At 43.0% G+C, this 17,638-nt stretch carries 15 protein-coding genes and 1 other annotated feature; all 15 genes read left to right on the top strand.

The window, feature by feature from the left end; genetic code table 11:
* Window positions 1–22: 22 nt before the first annotated feature.
* The 15 genes from LC033_RS03700 to pyrF all read left to right on the top strand — a co-directional run bounded on the left by LC033_RS03700 (window position 23) and on the right by pyrF (window position 17,632).
* Window positions 23–799, top strand: a complete 777-nt coding sequence (locus LC033_RS03700; RefSeq protein ID WP_226566918.1) for a YlmH family RNA-binding protein — start codon at window positions 23–25, stop codon at window positions 797–799.
* Between the two features lie 26 nt (window positions 800–825).
* Window positions 826–1,320, top strand: a complete 495-nt coding sequence (locus LC033_RS03695; protein ID WP_008344947.1) for a DivIVA domain-containing protein — start codon at window positions 826–828, stop codon at window positions 1,318–1,320.
* 59 nt (window positions 1,321–1,379) lie between these two features.
* Window positions 1,380–1,617: a binding site (T-box leader), on the top strand.
* Window positions 1,618–1,677: 60 nt separating this feature from the next.
* Window positions 1,678–4,443: an isoleucine--tRNA ligase gene (ileS, locus tag LC033_RS03690; RefSeq protein WP_226566917.1), complete on the top strand. Its 2,766-nt coding sequence runs from the start codon at window positions 1,678–1,680 to the stop codon at window positions 4,441–4,443.
* A gap of 159 nt (window positions 4,444–4,602) precedes the next feature.
* The gene (locus tag LC033_RS03685; protein ID WP_226566916.1) at window positions 4,603–4,977 is read left to right on the top strand and encodes a TraR/DksA family transcriptional regulator; all 375 of its coding nucleotides are present in this window, start codon (window positions 4,603–4,605) and stop codon (window positions 4,975–4,977) included.
* A gap of 94 nt (window positions 4,978–5,071) precedes the next feature.
* Window positions 5,072–5,539: a signal peptidase II gene (gene lspA, locus LC033_RS03680; protein ID WP_226566915.1), complete on the top strand. Its 468-nt coding sequence runs from the start codon at window positions 5,072–5,074 to the stop codon at window positions 5,537–5,539.
* Window positions 5,536–6,450: an RluA family pseudouridine synthase gene (locus LC033_RS03675; RefSeq protein ID WP_226566914.1), complete on the top strand. Its 915-nt coding sequence runs from the start codon at window positions 5,536–5,538 to the stop codon at window positions 6,448–6,450. Before lspA ends, LC033_RS03675 begins: the two co-directional genes overlap by 4 nt.
* A 170-nt stretch (window positions 6,451–6,620) precedes the next feature.
* Window positions 6,621–7,163, top strand: coding sequence for a bifunctional pyr operon transcriptional regulator/uracil phosphoribosyltransferase PyrR (gene pyrR, locus LC033_RS03670; protein WP_226566913.1), 543 nt, complete (start codon window positions 6,621–6,623; stop codon window positions 7,161–7,163).
* A 159-nt stretch (window positions 7,164–7,322) separates the two neighbouring features.
* Window positions 7,323–8,642, top strand: a complete 1,320-nt coding sequence (locus LC033_RS03665) for a solute carrier family 23 protein (RefSeq protein WP_226566912.1) — start codon at window positions 7,323–7,325, stop codon at window positions 8,640–8,642.
* Window positions 8,643–8,772: 130 nt separating this feature from the next.
* Window positions 8,773–9,696, top strand: a complete 924-nt coding sequence (locus tag LC033_RS03660) for an aspartate carbamoyltransferase catalytic subunit (protein ID WP_226566911.1) — start codon at window positions 8,773–8,775, stop codon at window positions 9,694–9,696.
* Window positions 9,680–10,966, top strand: a complete 1,287-nt coding sequence (pyrC, locus tag LC033_RS03655) for a dihydroorotase (RefSeq protein ID WP_226566910.1) — start codon at window positions 9,680–9,682, stop codon at window positions 10,964–10,966. The genes LC033_RS03660 and pyrC overlap by 17 nt, the downstream gene beginning before the upstream one ends.
* Window positions 10,963–12,057 carry a carbamoyl phosphate synthase small subunit gene (locus LC033_RS03650; RefSeq protein WP_226566909.1) on the top strand — a complete coding sequence of 365 codons (1,095 nt, stop codon included), beginning with the start codon at window positions 10,963–10,965 and terminating at the stop codon, window positions 12,055–12,057. Before pyrC ends, LC033_RS03650 begins: the two co-directional genes overlap by 4 nt.
* Complete coding sequence (carB, locus tag LC033_RS03645) at window positions 12,042–15,257, top strand: carbamoyl-phosphate synthase (glutamine-hydrolyzing) large subunit (protein ID WP_226566908.1); 3,216 nt, start codon at window positions 12,042–12,044, stop codon at window positions 15,255–15,257. The genes LC033_RS03650 and carB overlap by 16 nt, the downstream gene beginning before the upstream one ends.
* Entirely contained in the window at window positions 15,254–16,030 is a 777-nt protein-coding gene (locus LC033_RS03640) for a dihydroorotate dehydrogenase electron transfer subunit (protein ID WP_226566907.1), read from the top strand. Before carB ends, LC033_RS03640 begins: the two co-directional genes overlap by 4 nt.
* Window positions 16,024–16,956: a dihydroorotate dehydrogenase gene (locus LC033_RS03635; protein WP_226566906.1), complete on the top strand. Its 933-nt coding sequence runs from the start codon at window positions 16,024–16,026 to the stop codon at window positions 16,954–16,956. Before LC033_RS03640 ends, LC033_RS03635 begins: the two co-directional genes overlap by 7 nt.
* Window positions 16,928–17,632: an orotidine-5'-phosphate decarboxylase gene (gene pyrF, locus LC033_RS03630; protein ID WP_226566905.1), complete on the top strand. Its 705-nt coding sequence runs from the start codon at window positions 16,928–16,930 to the stop codon at window positions 17,630–17,632. The genes LC033_RS03635 and pyrF overlap by 29 nt, the downstream gene beginning before the upstream one ends.
* Window positions 17,633–17,638 lie beyond the last annotated feature (6 nt).

Below are 17,638 nucleotides of genomic sequence, written 5' to 3'. Positions count from 1 at the left end.
TTTTACATAAAAGGGGAACAAAATGAGCGATATTTATCAACATTTTAGAAAAGACGAACAGCCATTTGTCGATCAAGTGTTTGACTGGAAAAAAATTGCACTGGATCAATATCGTTTGAAATTAACAGACTTTCTTAATCCGCGTGAGCAGTTTCTTACCCATTCCGTGATCAAGCATTCTAATGATCTCGGGATCATGTTTTTTGGCGGGTATGAGGAAGCGGAGCGCAAAAGAGCCCTGATCTATCCCGATTATTTAGAACCGTCTATTCGGGATTCTGAGCTGTCTTATTTTCAGGTGAACTATGCGAAAAAGTTTATTTCCATTGAACACCCGAAGCTCCTTGGCTCACTTATTGGGACAGGCTTGAAGCGACAAAAATTCGGTGATCTGTTATTTTCAGAGGACGCTGTGCAGTTTATTTGTACAAGCGATGTAGCCGATTTTGTTCAAGTGCAGCTGACACATGTCGGCAGAGCATCCGTTTCATTAGAGGAAATTAGCCAGGCGGATTTAAAGCCAGTCATCAGCAAGATCGATATCAAAGAAGATACCATTTCTTCATTGCGACTTGACGCTGTATGTGCCGCAGTCAGCCGGCAATCTCGGCAAAAAGCACAGCTTTTAGTCAAAAATGGCCTTGTAAAAGTAAACTGGAAAGTCACTGAGGACCCTTCCTTCACGATTGGCGAAGGCGATCAGCTTTCATTGCGGGGATATGGCCGCTTTAACTTAAAAACAATTGATGGGAAGACAAAAAAAGATAAATTTAAAGTAACATTTGAGCTTCTGACATAACGAACTTGAATCTGGAGGTGGCGAGGTTGCCATTAACACCTAATGATATTCATAATAAAACGTTCACAAAAAGTTTTCGTGGCTATGACGAAGATGAAGTAAATGAGTTTTTAAGCCAAGTACGTAAAGATTACGAGATCGTGCTTCGTAAAAAAAACGAACTTGAAGACAAAGTCAACGAGCTTGATGAAAGACTAGGTCATTTTGCGACAATTGAAGAAACATTAAACAAATCGATTCTTGTTGCACAGGAAGCAGCTGAAGACGTGAAACGTCATTCTGACAAAGAAGCGAAATTGATTATTCGTGAGGCAGAAAAAAATGCAGACCGTATTATCAACGAAGCGCTATCAAAATCAAGAAAAATTGCGATGGAAATCGAAGAGCTGAAGAAACAATCGAAGGTCTTTAGAACTCGTTTCCAAATGCTCATCGAAGCTCAGCTTGATCTTCTGAAAAATGATGATTGGGATCATTTGCTGGAATATGAAGTTGACGCTGTCTTTGACGAAAAAGAATAAGCGCATCATCTTGACATGATGTGCTCATGTTGCATATAATACCATCATAAATTAACAAGAGATAAACGTTTGATAGGGACACTCGCAGTTGTTGTATGTGTAATAAAGCGAATCAGGGATGGTGGAAGCCTGAAATTACGAAGCGCTGCAATGAGATCACCCCTTTAGTTCCTTTTCTGAAATGAATCAGTAAGAAAAGGCGTCTGATCACGTTACGATTTTAGAGTGGATAAGCGACTGTTTCATATCGCTTGTCTAAAAGGGTGGTACCGCGAGATAAGCCTTCTCGTCCCTTAGGGATGAGAGGGCTTTTTTTATTGTTTTTTTTAATACGAATTTGCATATGGAGGAATGGGTATGAACTACAAAGACACCTTATTAATGCCAAAAACAGAATTCCTGATGAGAGGGAATTTGCCAAACAAAGAGCCTGAAATTCAAGAGCAGTGGGCAGAAAAAGATATCTATCAAATGGTCTTAGAGCGGACAAAAGGACGCCCTACTTTTATTTTGCATGATGGACCTCCATATGCGAATGGTGACATTCATATGGGACACGCACTCAATAAAATTTTGAAAGATTTTATTGTCCGTTTTAAATCAATGAACGGGTTCCATGCACCATACGTACCGGGCTGGGATACACACGGTTTACCTATCGAAACAGCGCTCACTAAAAATAAAAAAGTGAAACGAAAAGAAATGTCTACAGCAGAATTCCGCAAACGATGCGAAGAGTATGCTTGGAAACAAATCGAAGGTCAGCGCAATCAGTTCAAACGATTAGGCGTAAGAGCAGACTGGGACAATCCATATGTGACATTAAAGCCTGAATACGAAGCGCAGCAAATTCTTGTCTTTGGTGAAATGGCGAAAAGAGGCTATATTTACAAAGGGCTAAAGCCTGTTAACTGGTCACCTTCAAGTGAATCAGCACTAGCAGAAGCGGAAATTGAATATAAAGACAAGCGCTCACCATCCATCTACGTATCATTTAAAGTGAAAGATGGGAAAGGCTTACTTAAAAATGGTGAACAATTCATCATCTGGACAACAACACCTTGGACGATTCCTGCAAACGTTGGTATCTGTGTTCATCCAAACCTAGAGTACAGTGTGCTCAAAGTCGGAGTTGAGCGATATGTCGTCGCATCTGAGCTAGTTGAACAAGTGGTAAAAACAATTGGCTTTGATGAATACGAAGTCGTGAAAACACTAAAAGGAAAAGAATTAGACAATATCGTGGCAGAGCATCCAATTTACGGTAGAGATTCTCTCATTATGCTCGGCGACCACGTGACAACTGATGCAGGAACAGGCTGTGTTCACACAGCACCAGGTCACGGGGAAGATGACTTTATTGTCAGTATGAAATACGGTCTTGATGTGTTATGTCCAGTAGATGAAAAGGGTGTCATGACAGAAGAAGCGTCTGGTTTTGAAGGGCTAATCTACGAGGATGCTAATAAAGCCATCACGGAACAGCTTGAAGCAAAAGGCGCACTGAAAAAGCTCGACTTTATCACACACTCCTACCCGCATGACTGGAGAACGAAAAAGCCAACAATTTATCGTGCGACCGCTCAGTGGTTTGCTTCCATTAAAGATTTCAGGGAAGCTTTATTAGACAATATTAAAAAAACGAAATGGATGCCAGCATGGGGTGAAACACGCCTATTTAATATGGTGCGTGACAGAGGTGACTGGTGCATTTCAAGACAGCGTGTATGGGGCGTACCAATTCCGGTTTTTTATGCGGAAAATGGTGAGCAAATTATCACAGATGAAACGATTCAGCACGTATCTCAATTATTTAGAGAACACGGTTCAAATATTTGGTTTGAAAAAGAAGCAAAGGAATTATTGCCAGACGGCTTTACGCATCCAGGTAGTCCAAATGGCGAATTCACAAAAGAACAAGACATCATGGATGTATGGTTTGATTCAGGCTCTTCTCACCAAGCCGTTTTAGAAGAAAGAGATGACCTTGTCCGTCCAGCAGACCTTTACCTTGAAGGCTCTGACCAATATCGCGGCTGGTTTAACTCATCATTATCAACAGCGGTTGCTATCACTGGAAAAGCACCATATAAAGGTGTCCTAAGCCATGGCTTCACGCTTGATAAAGAAGGGCGCAAGATGAGTAAATCATTAGGCAATACGATTGATCCGACGAAGGTGGCTAAGCAGCTAGGTGCGGAGATTCTTAGACTATGGGTGTCCTCTGTTAACTATCAAGCCGATCACCCAGTATCTGATGATATTTTAAAACAAGTAGCAGAAGTATATCGTAAAATTCGTAACACCTTCCGCTTCCTGCATGGTAACTTATTTGACTTTGATCCAGCTGTCAATACAGTGCCAGTAGAAGAGCTTCGTGAAGTGGATCAATATATCTTGATCAAATTAAACAAATTGATTGATAAAGTGAAAAAAGCATTTGATGATTATGAATTTGCTGTCGTGTATCATGCAATTCACAATTTCTGTACGATTGAGCTAAGCTCATTCTATCTCGACTTTGCAAAAGATGTGGTGTACATTGAGCATGCTGATCATCCGGACCGCCGCAGCATGCAAACTGTTTTCTACGAAACAATAATGGCGTTAGTGAAGCTGACTGCACCAATTCTTCCGCACACAGCTGATGAATTATGGAGTCACTTAAGCTTTGTTGAAGAGCCAAGTGTTCAGTTAACAGATATGCCAAAAGGTGTAACAGTTCCTCAAGCAGAAGCGACAGAAACGAAGTTCGACCGCTTTATGGAAGTACGTGATGATGTTCTTAAAGCACTAGAAAATGCGCGTAACGAGAAAGTCATTGGACGTTCACTTGAAGCAAGTGTGACGATTTATGCGACAGATGAAGTAAAAGACCTTCTTGCATCCATTAAAGAAGATGTCAAGCAGCTTTTTATCATATCAGAATTAACGGTAGAAGATGAGCAGAATGCAGATGCATCAGCGCATGAATACACATCAGGACGTATTGTTGTTCAAAAAGCAGAAGGAGAACTGTGCGAACGTTCTCGCATTATTTCAAAAGATGTTGGTGCAAATCCAAAATACCCAACATTGTCGCTTAAAAATGCTGAAATCGTGGAGAAATATTACCAGAATTAACAGTGTGACAACACCAACTAGCGCCCCGCAATACGTGGGGCGTTTTTTATTTAAGAAAATGACAGTGTTTAGAACGAAAGGAAAAATCTTATGGCTTTAAAGTGAACAGTCGTGGCAACAATATGATTATCAAGACAGGGCAGGAGTTGAAATAGCGACATGAATGGCGATCTAGACACGATTTACATGGAACTCCTTCAAATGAAAGAAGAACTGCAATCCAAATTGTTTGAATATGCATCATTTCGTTCACCCGCTGAACATATCACATTAAATCAAGCGAAAACGACAACGATTCTTTATCACATAAAAGAAGAGCTGCAAGATGTTTCACTCGCTATTGCAAAAATAGAGCAAGGAACCTATGGCATATGTGAGATAACAGGTCACACAATTCCGTTTGAACAAATGCGTATTCTTCCTACAGCCCGCACAACTGACGACTTTTTATATTATAAGCAATACGAGAAAAAAACATTCACCCCTTATCCTAATGAATCAAATGATTCTCATTTTGAAGCCTTCCACATGTAGGGAGGTTTTTGTCTGTCAATGAAAGTTTCTTTACTCCTTCCTGTTTTCTTGATAAAATGCTTAAAGATCAAAGTATGAAGATGGAGGAACGTGTGTGTTCTATTACATAATCGCATTCGTTATAATTTGTTTAGATCAATTAACAAAATGGCTCATTGTCAAAAATATGATACTTGGAGATTCTATTCCAGTAATTGATGGATTTTTTTATATTACGTCTCACCGAAATTCAGGAGCCGCCTGGGGCATTCTCCAAGGGCAAATGTGGTTTTTCTATGTGATTACACTCGTTGTTATTACGGGAATTATCTATTACTTGCAAAAGCATGGACAAAAGGATAAGCTGCTTGGTGTAGCGTTAGCCTTAATGCTTGGCGGAGCGATTGGAAACTTTATCGACCGCATTTTCCGTCAGGAAGTGGTTGATTTCGCTCACTTCGTATTTTGGGATTATCATTACCCGATTTTTAACATTGCAGATTCTTCTTTATGTGTAGGGGTTATTCTCCTCTTCATTCAAATGCTGTTAGATGGAAAGAAAAATAAGGAGTCAACTACATGAATCAAATAAACATTGCCGTTTCAGAAGAACATACGAGTGAACGGCTTGATAAATTTTTAAGCACGACAAAACCAGAATGGTCAAGAACCCAAGTCCAGCAGTGGGTCAAGGACGGGCAGATCGAAGTAAATGGGAAGCAAGTAAAAGCCAATTATAAAGTCCAGGCTGAAGATCAAATCAAAGTGGAGATTCCAGATCCAGAAGCACTTGATGTAGAAGCAGAACCGATGGATCTTGATATTTATTATGAGGATGAAGACGTACTAGTGGTGAATAAACCACGAGGTATGGTCGTTCATCCAGCACCAGGTCATGTGTCAGGAACGCTTGTCAATGGTCTCATGGCACATTGCAATGACTTATCAGGCATTAATGGCGTCATGAGACCTGGAATTGTCCACCGGATTGATAAGGATACGTCTGGTCTCTTAATGGTTGCTAAAAATGATGTGGCGCACGAATCACTCGTCAATCAATTGGTTGCCAAGAGTGTGACAAGAAAATACACCGCAGTTGTCCATGGCATCATCCAGCATGATACAGGAACAATTGACGCACCAATTGGTAGAGACAAAAAAGACCGCCAAAGCATGACCGTTACAAAAGGAAACGCAAAGCAGGCGGTCACTCATTTTGACGTGATTGAACGCTTTCAAGATTTCACCCTTGTAGAATGCCGTCTTGAAACAGGAAGAACACACCAAATTCGTGTCCATATGAAATATATTGGCTATCCTCTTGCAGGAGACCCGAAATATGGTCCAAGAAAAACAGTCGATTTCAATGGACAGCTGCTGCATGCAGGGGTTTTAGGATTTGATCATCCTAGAACAGGAGAATACATGGAGTTCACAGCACCAATTCCAGCTGATATGCAAACTTTTATCGATTCGTTAAGAAATAACGATTGACAGGCAGTTCTTTTTCTGAAATAATAAACGAAGAAATGGAGATTCTTTAAAACAGTCCAGAGAGGCTGAGAAGGATAACGGATTCATTTGTACACGTGTATGCACAAATGAAAGCCCCTCTCTGCCCTTTGCAGAAGGGGCTTTTTATTTGTCAAAAAGAGGTGTGAAAGATGGAACAAAAAGCAGTCATTCTTGATGAACAAGCGATAAGACGAGCGCTTACCCGAATTGCACATGAAATGATTGAGCGCAACAAAGGGATGAAGGATGTCATCCTTGCGGGAATCAAGACAAGAGGCATTCATCTTGCAAAGCGCCTTGCAGAGCGCATCGAGCAAATTGAAGGAAATCCAGTTACTGTAGGTGAACTTGATATTACACTATACCGTGATGACCTGACAAAAAAGACAGACAATCAAGACCCGCTTGTAAAGGGTGCAGACATCCCAGCTGATATTAATGACAAAACACTGATTGTCGTGGATGATGTTCTGTTCACGGGAAGAACCGTAAGAGCAGCAATGGATGCGCTCGTGGATGTAGGCAGACCGTCTTCCATTCAGCTTGCTGTTCTAGTCGATCGAGGACACCGTGAGTTGCCCATTCGAGCGGATTATATTGGGAAAAATATTCCGACATCAAAAGCAGAAAAGGTCATGGTTCAGCTCGTTGAAGTAGATCAAAACGATCTTGTCGCTATATATGAAAAATAACCTTTTTAAATGCATTCCAGAGAGTTTGCAAAGAGGACAATAACAGAGACACCACTCACACGGCTACATGGCGTGTATGGTTTTTCTAGGCCAGCCTCTTTGCGCATACTCGCAAAGAGGCTTTTTTAATGAAAAAGGACACATCTAGGAGGAAAAATCATGAGTCAGCAAAAAGCCAATTTAGGCATTCGAGATATCCCAAAACCGTTCACATGGCTATCACTTAGCCTCCAGCATTTGTTTGCCATGTTTGGTGCGACCATTCTTGTACCAAAAATCATTGACATGAGTCCAGCCGTTGCGCTCATCTCAAGTGGTGTTGGAACCATTGTTTACTTAATCATCACTAGAGGACAAATTCCGGCGTATCTTGGATCGTCCTTTGCCTTTATCGCCCCCATACTGAATGTCAAAGCCTCAGGTGGCCCAGGAGCTGCAATGGTTGGTGCCTTCATGGCGGGTGTGGCTTATGCCCTCATTGCATTATTCATTAAATGGTTAGGCACAGGCTGGCTGATGAAGCTTCTGCCGCCGGTCGTTGTCGGACCAGTTATTATGGTTATTGGACTCGGATTAGCTGGAACAGCTGTCAACATGGCAATGTATGTTGATCCGAATGCGACTGAGCTTGTTTACAGCCTAAAGCACTTAATGGTAGCCGGCTTTACACTGGCTGTCACCATTATCAGCATGATTTTTCTCAGAGGGTTCCTTAGCCTGATTCCAGTATTAATCGGTATTATCAGCGGCTATCTCTTTGCCTTAACACAAGGCATCGTGAATTTCCAGCCGGTCATTGACGCAAAATGGTTTGCTGTACCAGAATTTGTCGTACCATTTGTCGACTATACACCTGCTGTCACCTTGAGCATTCTCACAGTGATGGTGCCGGTTGCCTTTGTGACCATGTCTGAGCACATTGGCCACCAAGTGGTATTAAGCAAGGTCGTAGGGCAAGATTTTATTCAAAAGCCAGGACTTCACCGCTCCATTTTAGGAGACAGTGCGGCGACCATCTTCGCTTCACTCATTGGCGGACCACCAACAACGACTTATGGGGAGAACATTGGCGTACTTGCCATCACCAGAGTGTTTAGTATCTTCGTCATCGCAGGAGCAGCAGTGTTTGCGATCTGCTTCGGCTTTGTTGGGAAAATTTCAGCATTAATCAGTACAGTTCCGTCCGCAGTCATGGGAGGTGTTTCGTTCCTTCTCTTTGGAATCATTGCCTCGAGCGGCCTGAGAATCCTGATTGATCATAAAGTGAACTTTGAAGAAAAGCGCAATCTCATTATCGCATCTGTCATCTTAGTTATTGGAATTGGCGGGGCATTCATTGAGGTGAAACAAATCAATCTCACATTATCCGGAATGGCATTCGCTGCGATTACGGGCGTCCTGTTAAACCTGATGCTACCGCATCAAAAGGTAGAGGGAGACGAGTCAAATGAATCGAATACAGAAAACCTTTTAAAATAAGTCCAGTGAGGCTGACAAGGGTTCTAAAATGAGCAGAATGTGCTGCTGCTTCTTTTGGAGAACCCTAAGCTGCCAAGGCTTAGGGTTTTTTTGAACCTGAAAGTGATGAAAAACTAGAGGGGGAAGAAAAATGAATGATCTATCGACAATGAGCAGTTTGTCTAAGGAAGAGATTTTACAGCTAATTGAGGAAGCAGCTGCGCTGAAAAATGGGAAACAGGAACATGGATTGGCAGGAGAATTTGTGGCGAACCTTTTCTTTGAACCAAGTACAAGAACACGCTTTAGCTTCGAAGTAGCGGAAAAGAAGCTTGGAATGAATGTGCTTAGCCTAGATGCGGCAAGTACCTCTGTTCAAAAGGGAGAGACGCTTTACGATACTGTTAAAACGCTAGAATCCATAGGAGTCAAGGCTTGTGTCATCCGGGACAGCACCGACGAATATTACAACGAGCTAATTGGGAAGGTAGGGATTCCAATCATCAATGCTGGAGATGGATGCGGACAGCACCCTACACAATCACTGCTTGACCTAATGACGATCTTCGAAGAGTTTGGCGGTTTTGAAGGCTTAACGATTTCGATTCATGGAGATATCAAACATAGCCGGGTGGCAAGGTCGAATGCTGAGGTCCTCTCAAGACTAGGAGCAACAGTGCTCTTTTCAGGACCAACTTCCTTCCTAGTTAAACAAAACCCTCACGGAACGTATGTCGAAGTTGATGAAGCCATCAAACGCTCTGATGTGGTGATGCTGCTGAGAATTCAGCATGAAAGGCATACAGAAAAGATGGGCAGTGAGGATTACTTATCTACCTATGGATTAACAGTAGATAGGGCAAGCAAAATGAAAGAACGAGCCATTATTATGCATCCAGCACCTGTGAACAGAGGTGTTGAAATCGATGATTCTTTAGTGGAATCAAAGCAGTCAAGGATTTTCAAACAAATGGAAAATGGTGTGTATATCCGAATGGCTGTTTTAAAAAGAGCTTTTCAAAATAGCAGACTACATCAAAAAGGGAGAGATTCTGTCTATGTCATATCTCATTAAAAACGGTTTTATCTTAACAAGCACAGGGAAAAGAGTGCAGCAGGATATTAGGGTAGAAGGAGAAGTGATTCAAGCAATTGGTCACTTAGAAAGAGAAGACGGAGAAGAGGTCATTGATGCAGCAGGGCTATTTGTGTCACCAGGTTTGATTGATCTGCATGTGCATTTAAGAGAGCCAGGCGGAGAGAAAAAGGAAACCATTGAAACAGGTTCTAAGGCAGCGGCAAGAGGCGGGTATACGACGATTGCTGCTATGCCTAATACACGACCAGTTCCAGATACAAAAGAGCAAATGGAATGGCTCATGAATCGAATCGAAGAGACCTCATCTGTAAGAGTGCTGCCATACGCCTCTATTACCACTAGACAAATTGGAGAAGAAATGACGGACTTTGCAGCGTTAAAAGAAGCAGGTGCCTTTGCCTTTACGGATGACGGAGTTGGCATCCAAACAGCGGGTATGATGTACGAATCCATGAAAAAGGCAGCTAGCCTTGATCAAGCGATTGTGGCGCACTGTGAAGATAACTCGCTTATTTACCGAGGGTGCGTTCATGAAGGGGAATTTTCACAAGTAAATGGGTTAAACGGAATACCGTCCATTTGTGAATCGGTGCATATTGCAAGAGATGTTCTCTTAGCAGAAGCAGCGAACTGTCATTATCATGTATGTCATATCAGTACGAAAGAATCTGTGCGAGTCGTTCGTGATGCAAAAAAAGCAGGCATTCGTGTGACGGCTGAGGTTTCGCCCCATCATTTGCTTTTATGTGATACGGACATCCCGGGTCTTGATACAAACTATAAAATGAACCCGCCGCTAAGAGGGATAGAGGATCGCGAGGCACTCATCGAGGGACTTTTAGATGGCACGATTGATTTCATCGCGACAGACCATGCGCCGCATACAGAAGAAGAAAAACATGAAACGATGCAGCGTGCACCTTTTGGGATTGTAGGCCTTGAAACAGCCTTCCCGCTTCTGTACACACGCTTTGTGAAAACAGGCGAATGGACTTTAAAAGAACTCGTTGATTATATGACCATCAAACCAGCAAAAGCCTTTTCTCTTCCATACGGAAAGCTAGAAGAGGGCCAAGTAGCTGATATCACACTGATTGATTTAAACAAAGAAATGGAAATCGATAAAAAAAGCTTCTTATCTAAAGGACAAAATACACCGTTTGACAAATTGACTGTATCAGGATGGCCGGTCATGACACTTGCATCTGGGAAAGTCGTTTATGAAGAGGGGAGACTAGTAAAATGAAGAGACGCTTAGTGCTAGAAAACGGAACAGTATTCGAAGGGACAGGCTTTGGCAGCTTAAAAGCGTCAGTCGGAGAAGTCGTCTTTAACACAGGGATGACGGGCTATCAAGAGATTTTGTCTGACCCATCATACTGCGGACAAATTGTCACACTCACTTACCCGCTTATCGGCAACTATGGCATTAACCGTGATGATTTTGAATCGATCACACCGTTTGTGAAAGGGCTGATTGTGAAAGAGCTTTGTGAAAAGCCCTCAAACTGGCGCTCTTCATATTCACTCGATGAATACTTAAAAATGAAAAACATTCCGGGTCTTAGCGGAATCGACACACGAAAGCTGACAAGAATGATTCGAAGTGCAGGGGCATTAAGAGGGGCTTTTGCAGGACCGGGTGAACAAGTGGATGATGTTGTGCGCCGCCTTCAAACGATGCAGATGCCAACAGATCAAGTGAGTCAAGTATCTGTGAAAAATGCGTACCCAAGCCCAGGAAGAGGAAAAAGAATTGTGCTTGTGGATTTCGGCATGAAGCACGGCATTTTGCGCGAGCTCAATAAGCGTGACTGTGATGTCGTTGTGGTGCCATACAATATCACTGCAGATGAAGTGCTGCAGTTAAAGCCTGACGGCATCATGCTTTCAAACGGACCTGGGGACCCAGTCGATGTACCAGAAGCGGTTGAAATGATTAAACAGCTCATTGGAAAGGTACCACTCTTTGGTATTTGTTTAGGACACCAGTTATTCGCTCTTGCTTGCGGTGCTAGTACAGAAAAAATGAAGTTTGGCCATAGAGGATCAAATCACCCAGTCAAAGAACTAGCCACTGGAAAGGTGACCTTGACGTCTCAAAACCATGGCTACACGGTAAGTGCGATTAACGAAGACTTACTCGAAGTCACTCATATTGCACTAAATGACAATACGGTTGAAGGATTAAAGCATAAAGAAGCACCAGCATTCACTGTACAGTATCACCCAGAAGCGTCACCTGGTCCAGAAGATGCCAATTACTTATTTGATCAATTCATGGAAATGATTCATACGACTGAGAAAGAAGGGGAAGAAGTATGCCAAAACGCTTAGACATCAAAAAGATTTTAGTTATCGGATCAGGTCCCATCATCATCGGTCAGGCAGCGGAGTTTGACTATGCAGGCACACAGGCTTGCTTAGCACTAAAAGAAGAGGGCTATGAAGTCGTTCTTGTCAATTCCAATCCTGCGACGATCATGACAGATACAGAAATGGCGGACAAGGTATACATTGAACCACTGACACCAGAATTTTTAACACGAATCATTCGAAAAGAACGTCCTGATGCGATCTTACCTACACTTGGCGGACAAACTGGGCTGAACCTTGCCGTTGAATTATCAGACCTTGGCGTATTAGCTGAATGCGGCGTTGAAGTACTTGGAACAAAGCTCTCAGCTATTCAAAAAGCAGAGGACAGAGATTTATTCCGTAATCTGATGAACGAACTAAATGAACCTGTACCAGAAAGTGAAATCATTCATAATCTTGAAGAAGCGATGGCGTTTACGAATCAAATCGGCTTCCCTGTCATTGTAAGACCAGCCTATACATTAGGCGGAACGGGCGGCGGAATTTGTACAAACGAGCAAGAACTGAAAGAAATCGTCGAGAACGGTCTTAAGCTAAGCCCGGTCACACAATGCTTACTTGAAAAGAGTATTGCAGGCTTTAAAGAAATTGAATATGAAGTCATGCGTGACAGTGGTGACCATGCGATCGTTGTTTGCAACATGGAAAACTTTGATCCTGTCGGCATCCACACAGGTGATAGTATTGTCGTTGCGCCAAGCCAAACCTTAAGTGACCGTGAATATCAGCTGCTTCGTAATGTCTCCCTCAAGCTGATCCGCGCACTTGGCATTGAAGGCGGCTGTAACGTACAGCTGGCGCTTGACCCGAGCAGCTTTCAATACTATATCATCGAAGTAAACCCGCGCGTAAGCCGTTCTTCTGCGCTTGCATCTAAAGCGACAGGATATCCAATTGCAAAACTTGCAGCGAAAATTGCTGTCGGCCTAACGCTTGATGAAATGATGAACCCAGTCACAGGTAAAACATATGCCGCTTTCGAGCCAGCACTTGACTATATCGTTTCAAAAATCCCGCGCTGGCCGTTCGATAAATTTGAATCTGCCAACAGACGTCTTGGTACTCAAATGAAAGCAACGGGTGAAGTCATGGCGATCGGCCGTACATTAGAGGAGTCTCTTTTAAAGGCTGTACGCTCACTTGAAGCGGATGTGCATCATATTGAATTAAAAGATGAAGCTGACATCACAAACGAAGTACTCGAAAAGCGAATTATCAAAGCAGGAGACGAGCGACTATTTTATATCGCTGAGGCGCTTAGAAGGGGCTATACAGTCGAACAGATTCATGAATTCTCAAAAATTGATTATTTCTTCCTTCATAAACTAGAAGGCATCATCGCATTTGAAAAGACGTTAAAAGAAAAGAAAGGCAATGTAGACGTATTAAAAGAAGCGAAACATAAAGGTTTCTCAGACATCTATATTAGCCGCGAGTGGAACATGAACGAAGCAGATGTCTATAATCTAAGACAAGAAGCAGGCATCGTTCCAGTTTATAAAATGGTTGATACATGTGCGGCTGAATTTGAATCAGAAACACCATATTTCTACAGCACATATGAAGATGAAAATGAATCAGAACAAACAGACAAGAAAAGTGTCATCGTACTAGGCTCAGGTCCAATCCGAATTGGACAAGGGGTTGAATTTGATTATGCGACCGTCCATTCTGTGTGGGCGATCAAACAAGCAGGGTATGAAGCCATTATTATTAACAACAACCCTGAAACAGTCTCAACAGATTTCAGTATTTCAGATAAACTCTACTTTGAACCACTCACTGTAGAAGATGTGATGCACATCATCGACCTTGAAAAACCAGAAGGTGTCGTCGTTCAGTTTGGCGGACAAACAGCAATCAACTTAGCAGATGAATTATCAAATAGAGGGGTTAAGATTCTTGGGACTTCTCTTGAAGACCTTGACCGGGCGGAAAACCGTGACAAGTTTGAACAAACATTAGAAACACTCGGCGTTCCTCAGCCAAAAGGAAAAACAGCCACTTCTGTGCCAGAGGCCGTATCGATTGCAAATCAGATCGGCTACCCAGTCCTTGTCCGTCCTTCCTATGTGTTAGGCGGTCGGGCGATGGAAATTGTGTACCAAGAAGCCGAGCTCCTTCATTATATGGAGAATGCGGTGAAAGTTAATCCGCAACACCCAGTTTTAATTGACAAGTATTTGACAGGAAAAGAAATTGAAGTAGATGCAGTATCTGACGGAGAAACTGTCGTGATCCCAGGCATTATGGAACATATTGAAAGAGCAGGGGTTCACTCTGGTGACTCCATTGCGGTCTATCCGCCGCAGACATTATCTGAAGACATCAAAGCGAAGATCGCAGAATACACAATGAAACTCGCAAAAGGACTCAACATTATTGGGCTGCTTAACATTCAATTTGTTCTATCAAAAGGAGAAGTGTACGTGCTTGAAGTGAATCCGCGTTCAAGCCGGACGGTCCCATTCCTAAGTAAAATTACGGGCATTCCTATGGCGAATCTAGCAACAAAAGTCATTTTAGGTGACAAGCTCAAAAACTATGGCTATCAAGAAGGACTTCGCGCAGAGCAAGATGGGGTGTACGTGAAAGTCCCAGTCTTCTCTTTTGCAAAACTAAGAAGAGTGGATATTACACTTGGGCCTGAGATGAAATCAACAGGTGAAGTCATGGGGAAAGATGTCACAATCGAAAAAGCCCTCTATAAAGGATTGATTGCATCAGGGATTCAAATTCCAAATGACGGAACGGTTCTCTTGACAGTCGCTGACAAGGATAAAGAAGAAGGACTTGAGATTGCAAGAAGGTTCCATTCCATCGGCTATCATATTTTAGCGACAGAAGGAACAGCTAAATACTTAAAACGAGCATCCATCCCATCAAGTGTTGTCGGCAAAATAGGAGAAGAAGGAAAGAATCTTCTCGATGTCATTCGAAACGGTGAAGCCCAATTTGTCATCAACACACTGACAAAAGGAAAACAGCCGGCAAGAGATGGCTTTAAAATCAGACGTGAATCTGTTGAAAATGGAGTGGCTTGCTTAACGTCACTAGATACGGCAGAAGCCATTTTAAGAGTGCTGGAGAGCATGACATTTAGAGCAGACGAAATGCCAGAAGTGAAAACGAATGCTGAGGTGACAGTAACAATATGAAAAAAGCATACTTGACGGTCGTCTCTAACCGAGAGATCGCTGATCATATTTACGAAATGACATTAAAAGGTGACCTTGTGGAATCATTTCAAACGGCTGGACAGTTTCTTCATATAAAGGTCAGCGAATCCATGACACCGCTACTGAGAAGACCGATCAGTATTGCCAACATTCATGCCGAGAAAAAAGAAGCAACCATCATTTTCCGCGCAGAGGGAGAGGGCACAAAGCTCCTTTCCCAAAAGCGAGCGGGAGAATCAGTTGATGTATTAGGGCCGCTTGGGAACGGATACGATCCTTCAGTCGTTCAGCCCGGGCAGACGGCATTACTGGTCGGTGGAGGAATTGGTGTGCCGCCGCTATATGAGCTATCGAAGCGTTTAAAGAAAAAAGGCGTTATCGTGAAACATGTCCTCGGCTTTCAATCGAAAAAGGACGTATTTTACGAGGAGACATTTCAAGCACTCGGAGATACTTTTATCGCGACTGTTGATGGAACGTACGGTTCAAAAGGCTTCGTGACAAGTGTCATCGAAGAGAAGAACTTAAGCTTTGATGTGCTGCTTTCATGCGGACCGACACCTATGCTAAAAGCACTAAAGGACACATATCCGGATAAGCCAGTCTATATTTCAATGGAAGAACGAATGGGCTGCGGCATTGGTGCATGCTTTGCTTGTGTTTGTCATACCGATCAGCACGAAAAGCCTTACGTCAAAGTTTGTCTTGATGGACCTGTCTTTAAAGCAGGGGAGGTGGCATTGTCATGCTAAGCGTTGAATTACCCGGTTTATCTTTAAAGAACCCAATTATTCCTGCATCAGGATGCTTTGGATTCGGAAGAGAATTTGCTTCATTATATGATTTATCTATGCTTGGCGGCATCATGATCAAAGCCACCACCCTTGAACCGAGATTTGGCAACCCAACACCGAGGGTAGCCGAGACTGGAGCCGGTATGCTGAATGCGATCGGCCTTCAAAACCCAGGTCTGAACGGGGTGCTTGAAAATGAATTGCCTTGGCTTGAACGGTTTGATACACCGATTATTGCAAACGTTGCAGGTTCGCAGGTTGATGATTATGTCGAAGTAGCAAAACAAATCAGTCAAGCAAAGAATGTCCATGCCCTCGAACTGAATATCTCCTGTCCGAATGTCAAAACAGGCGGGATCGCATTTGGTACGGATCAGCAGATGGCCGCGACATTGACAAAAGAGGTCAAGGAAGTCTCTTCCGTTCCTGTCTATGTGAAACTGTCTCCTAATGTAGCCAATATTGTTGAGATTGCTAGAGCGATTGAAGCTGCTGGAGCGGATGGGCTCACTATGATTAACACCTTAATTGGCATGCGTCTTGATTTAAAAACAGGGAAACCCATTTTGGCCAATAAAACAGGCGGATTATCAGGCCCGGCTGTAAAACCTGTCGCAGTTCGAATGGTGCATGAGGTCAGTCAAGCGGTTTCTATTCCGATTATCGGGATGGGAGGGGTGCAAAGTGCTGAAGATGTACTTGAATTTTTATTAGCAGGTGCCAGTGCAGTAGCTGTCGGGACAGCTAATTTTGTGAACCCATTTATTTGCCCAGAAATCATTGAAGAGCTGCCGAATGTGTTAGCGGCTTATGGTTATTCATCTGTAGAGGAATGTATTGGAAGGAGCTGGAAGAATGAAGCACTTGCCCATCATCGCGCTTGATTTTCCATCAGGGCGTGAGGCGCTTGCCTTTTTAGATCCCTTTGAAGGGACACCATTATTTGTGAAGGTCGGCATGGAGCTTTTTTACCAAGAAGGACCTGCTATCCTTGAAACACTGAAAGAAAAAAATTGTCGTATTTTCCTTGACTTGAAGTTACATGACATTCCAACAACGGTGCAAAAAGCAATGAACCGGCTTGCCACGCTTGGCGTTGATATGGTCAATGTGCATGCATCTGGCGGGAAAAGAATGATGCAAACTGCGGTAGAGGGGCTTGAAAGCGGAACGCCTGCTGGACAAAGCAGACCAGTCATTATTGCTGTGACTCAGCTCACAAGTACGTCTGAAGACATCATGAAAAAAGAATTACTCATTGACCGGCCACTGCAAGAGACTGTGCTGCATTACGGGCAAATGGCGTACGAGAGCGGACTCGACGGTGTTGTATGTTCTGTTCATGAGTCAAAATCGCTACATGAGCAAATCTCACCTTCCTTTCTCACTGTGACACCAGGGATTCGTTTAACGAATGATCAAACCGATGACCAAAAGCGTGTGGCGACACCTGCCTTTGCAAAAGAGCAAGGTGTTTCACAAATTGTTGTTGGAAGATCCATCACGAAAGCCGCAAACCCTTTGGAAGCTTATTATCAAATTAAGAAAGAGTGGGAGTGACTGCCG

It is taken from the genome of Bacillus stratosphericus (assembly GCF_020524495.1).
Lineage (GTDB): Bacteria > Bacillota > Bacilli > Bacillales > Bacillaceae > Bacillus > Bacillus stratosphericus_B.
Note: the sequence above shows the minus strand (reverse complement) of the source record. Positions and strands in the feature narration are given on the sequence as shown.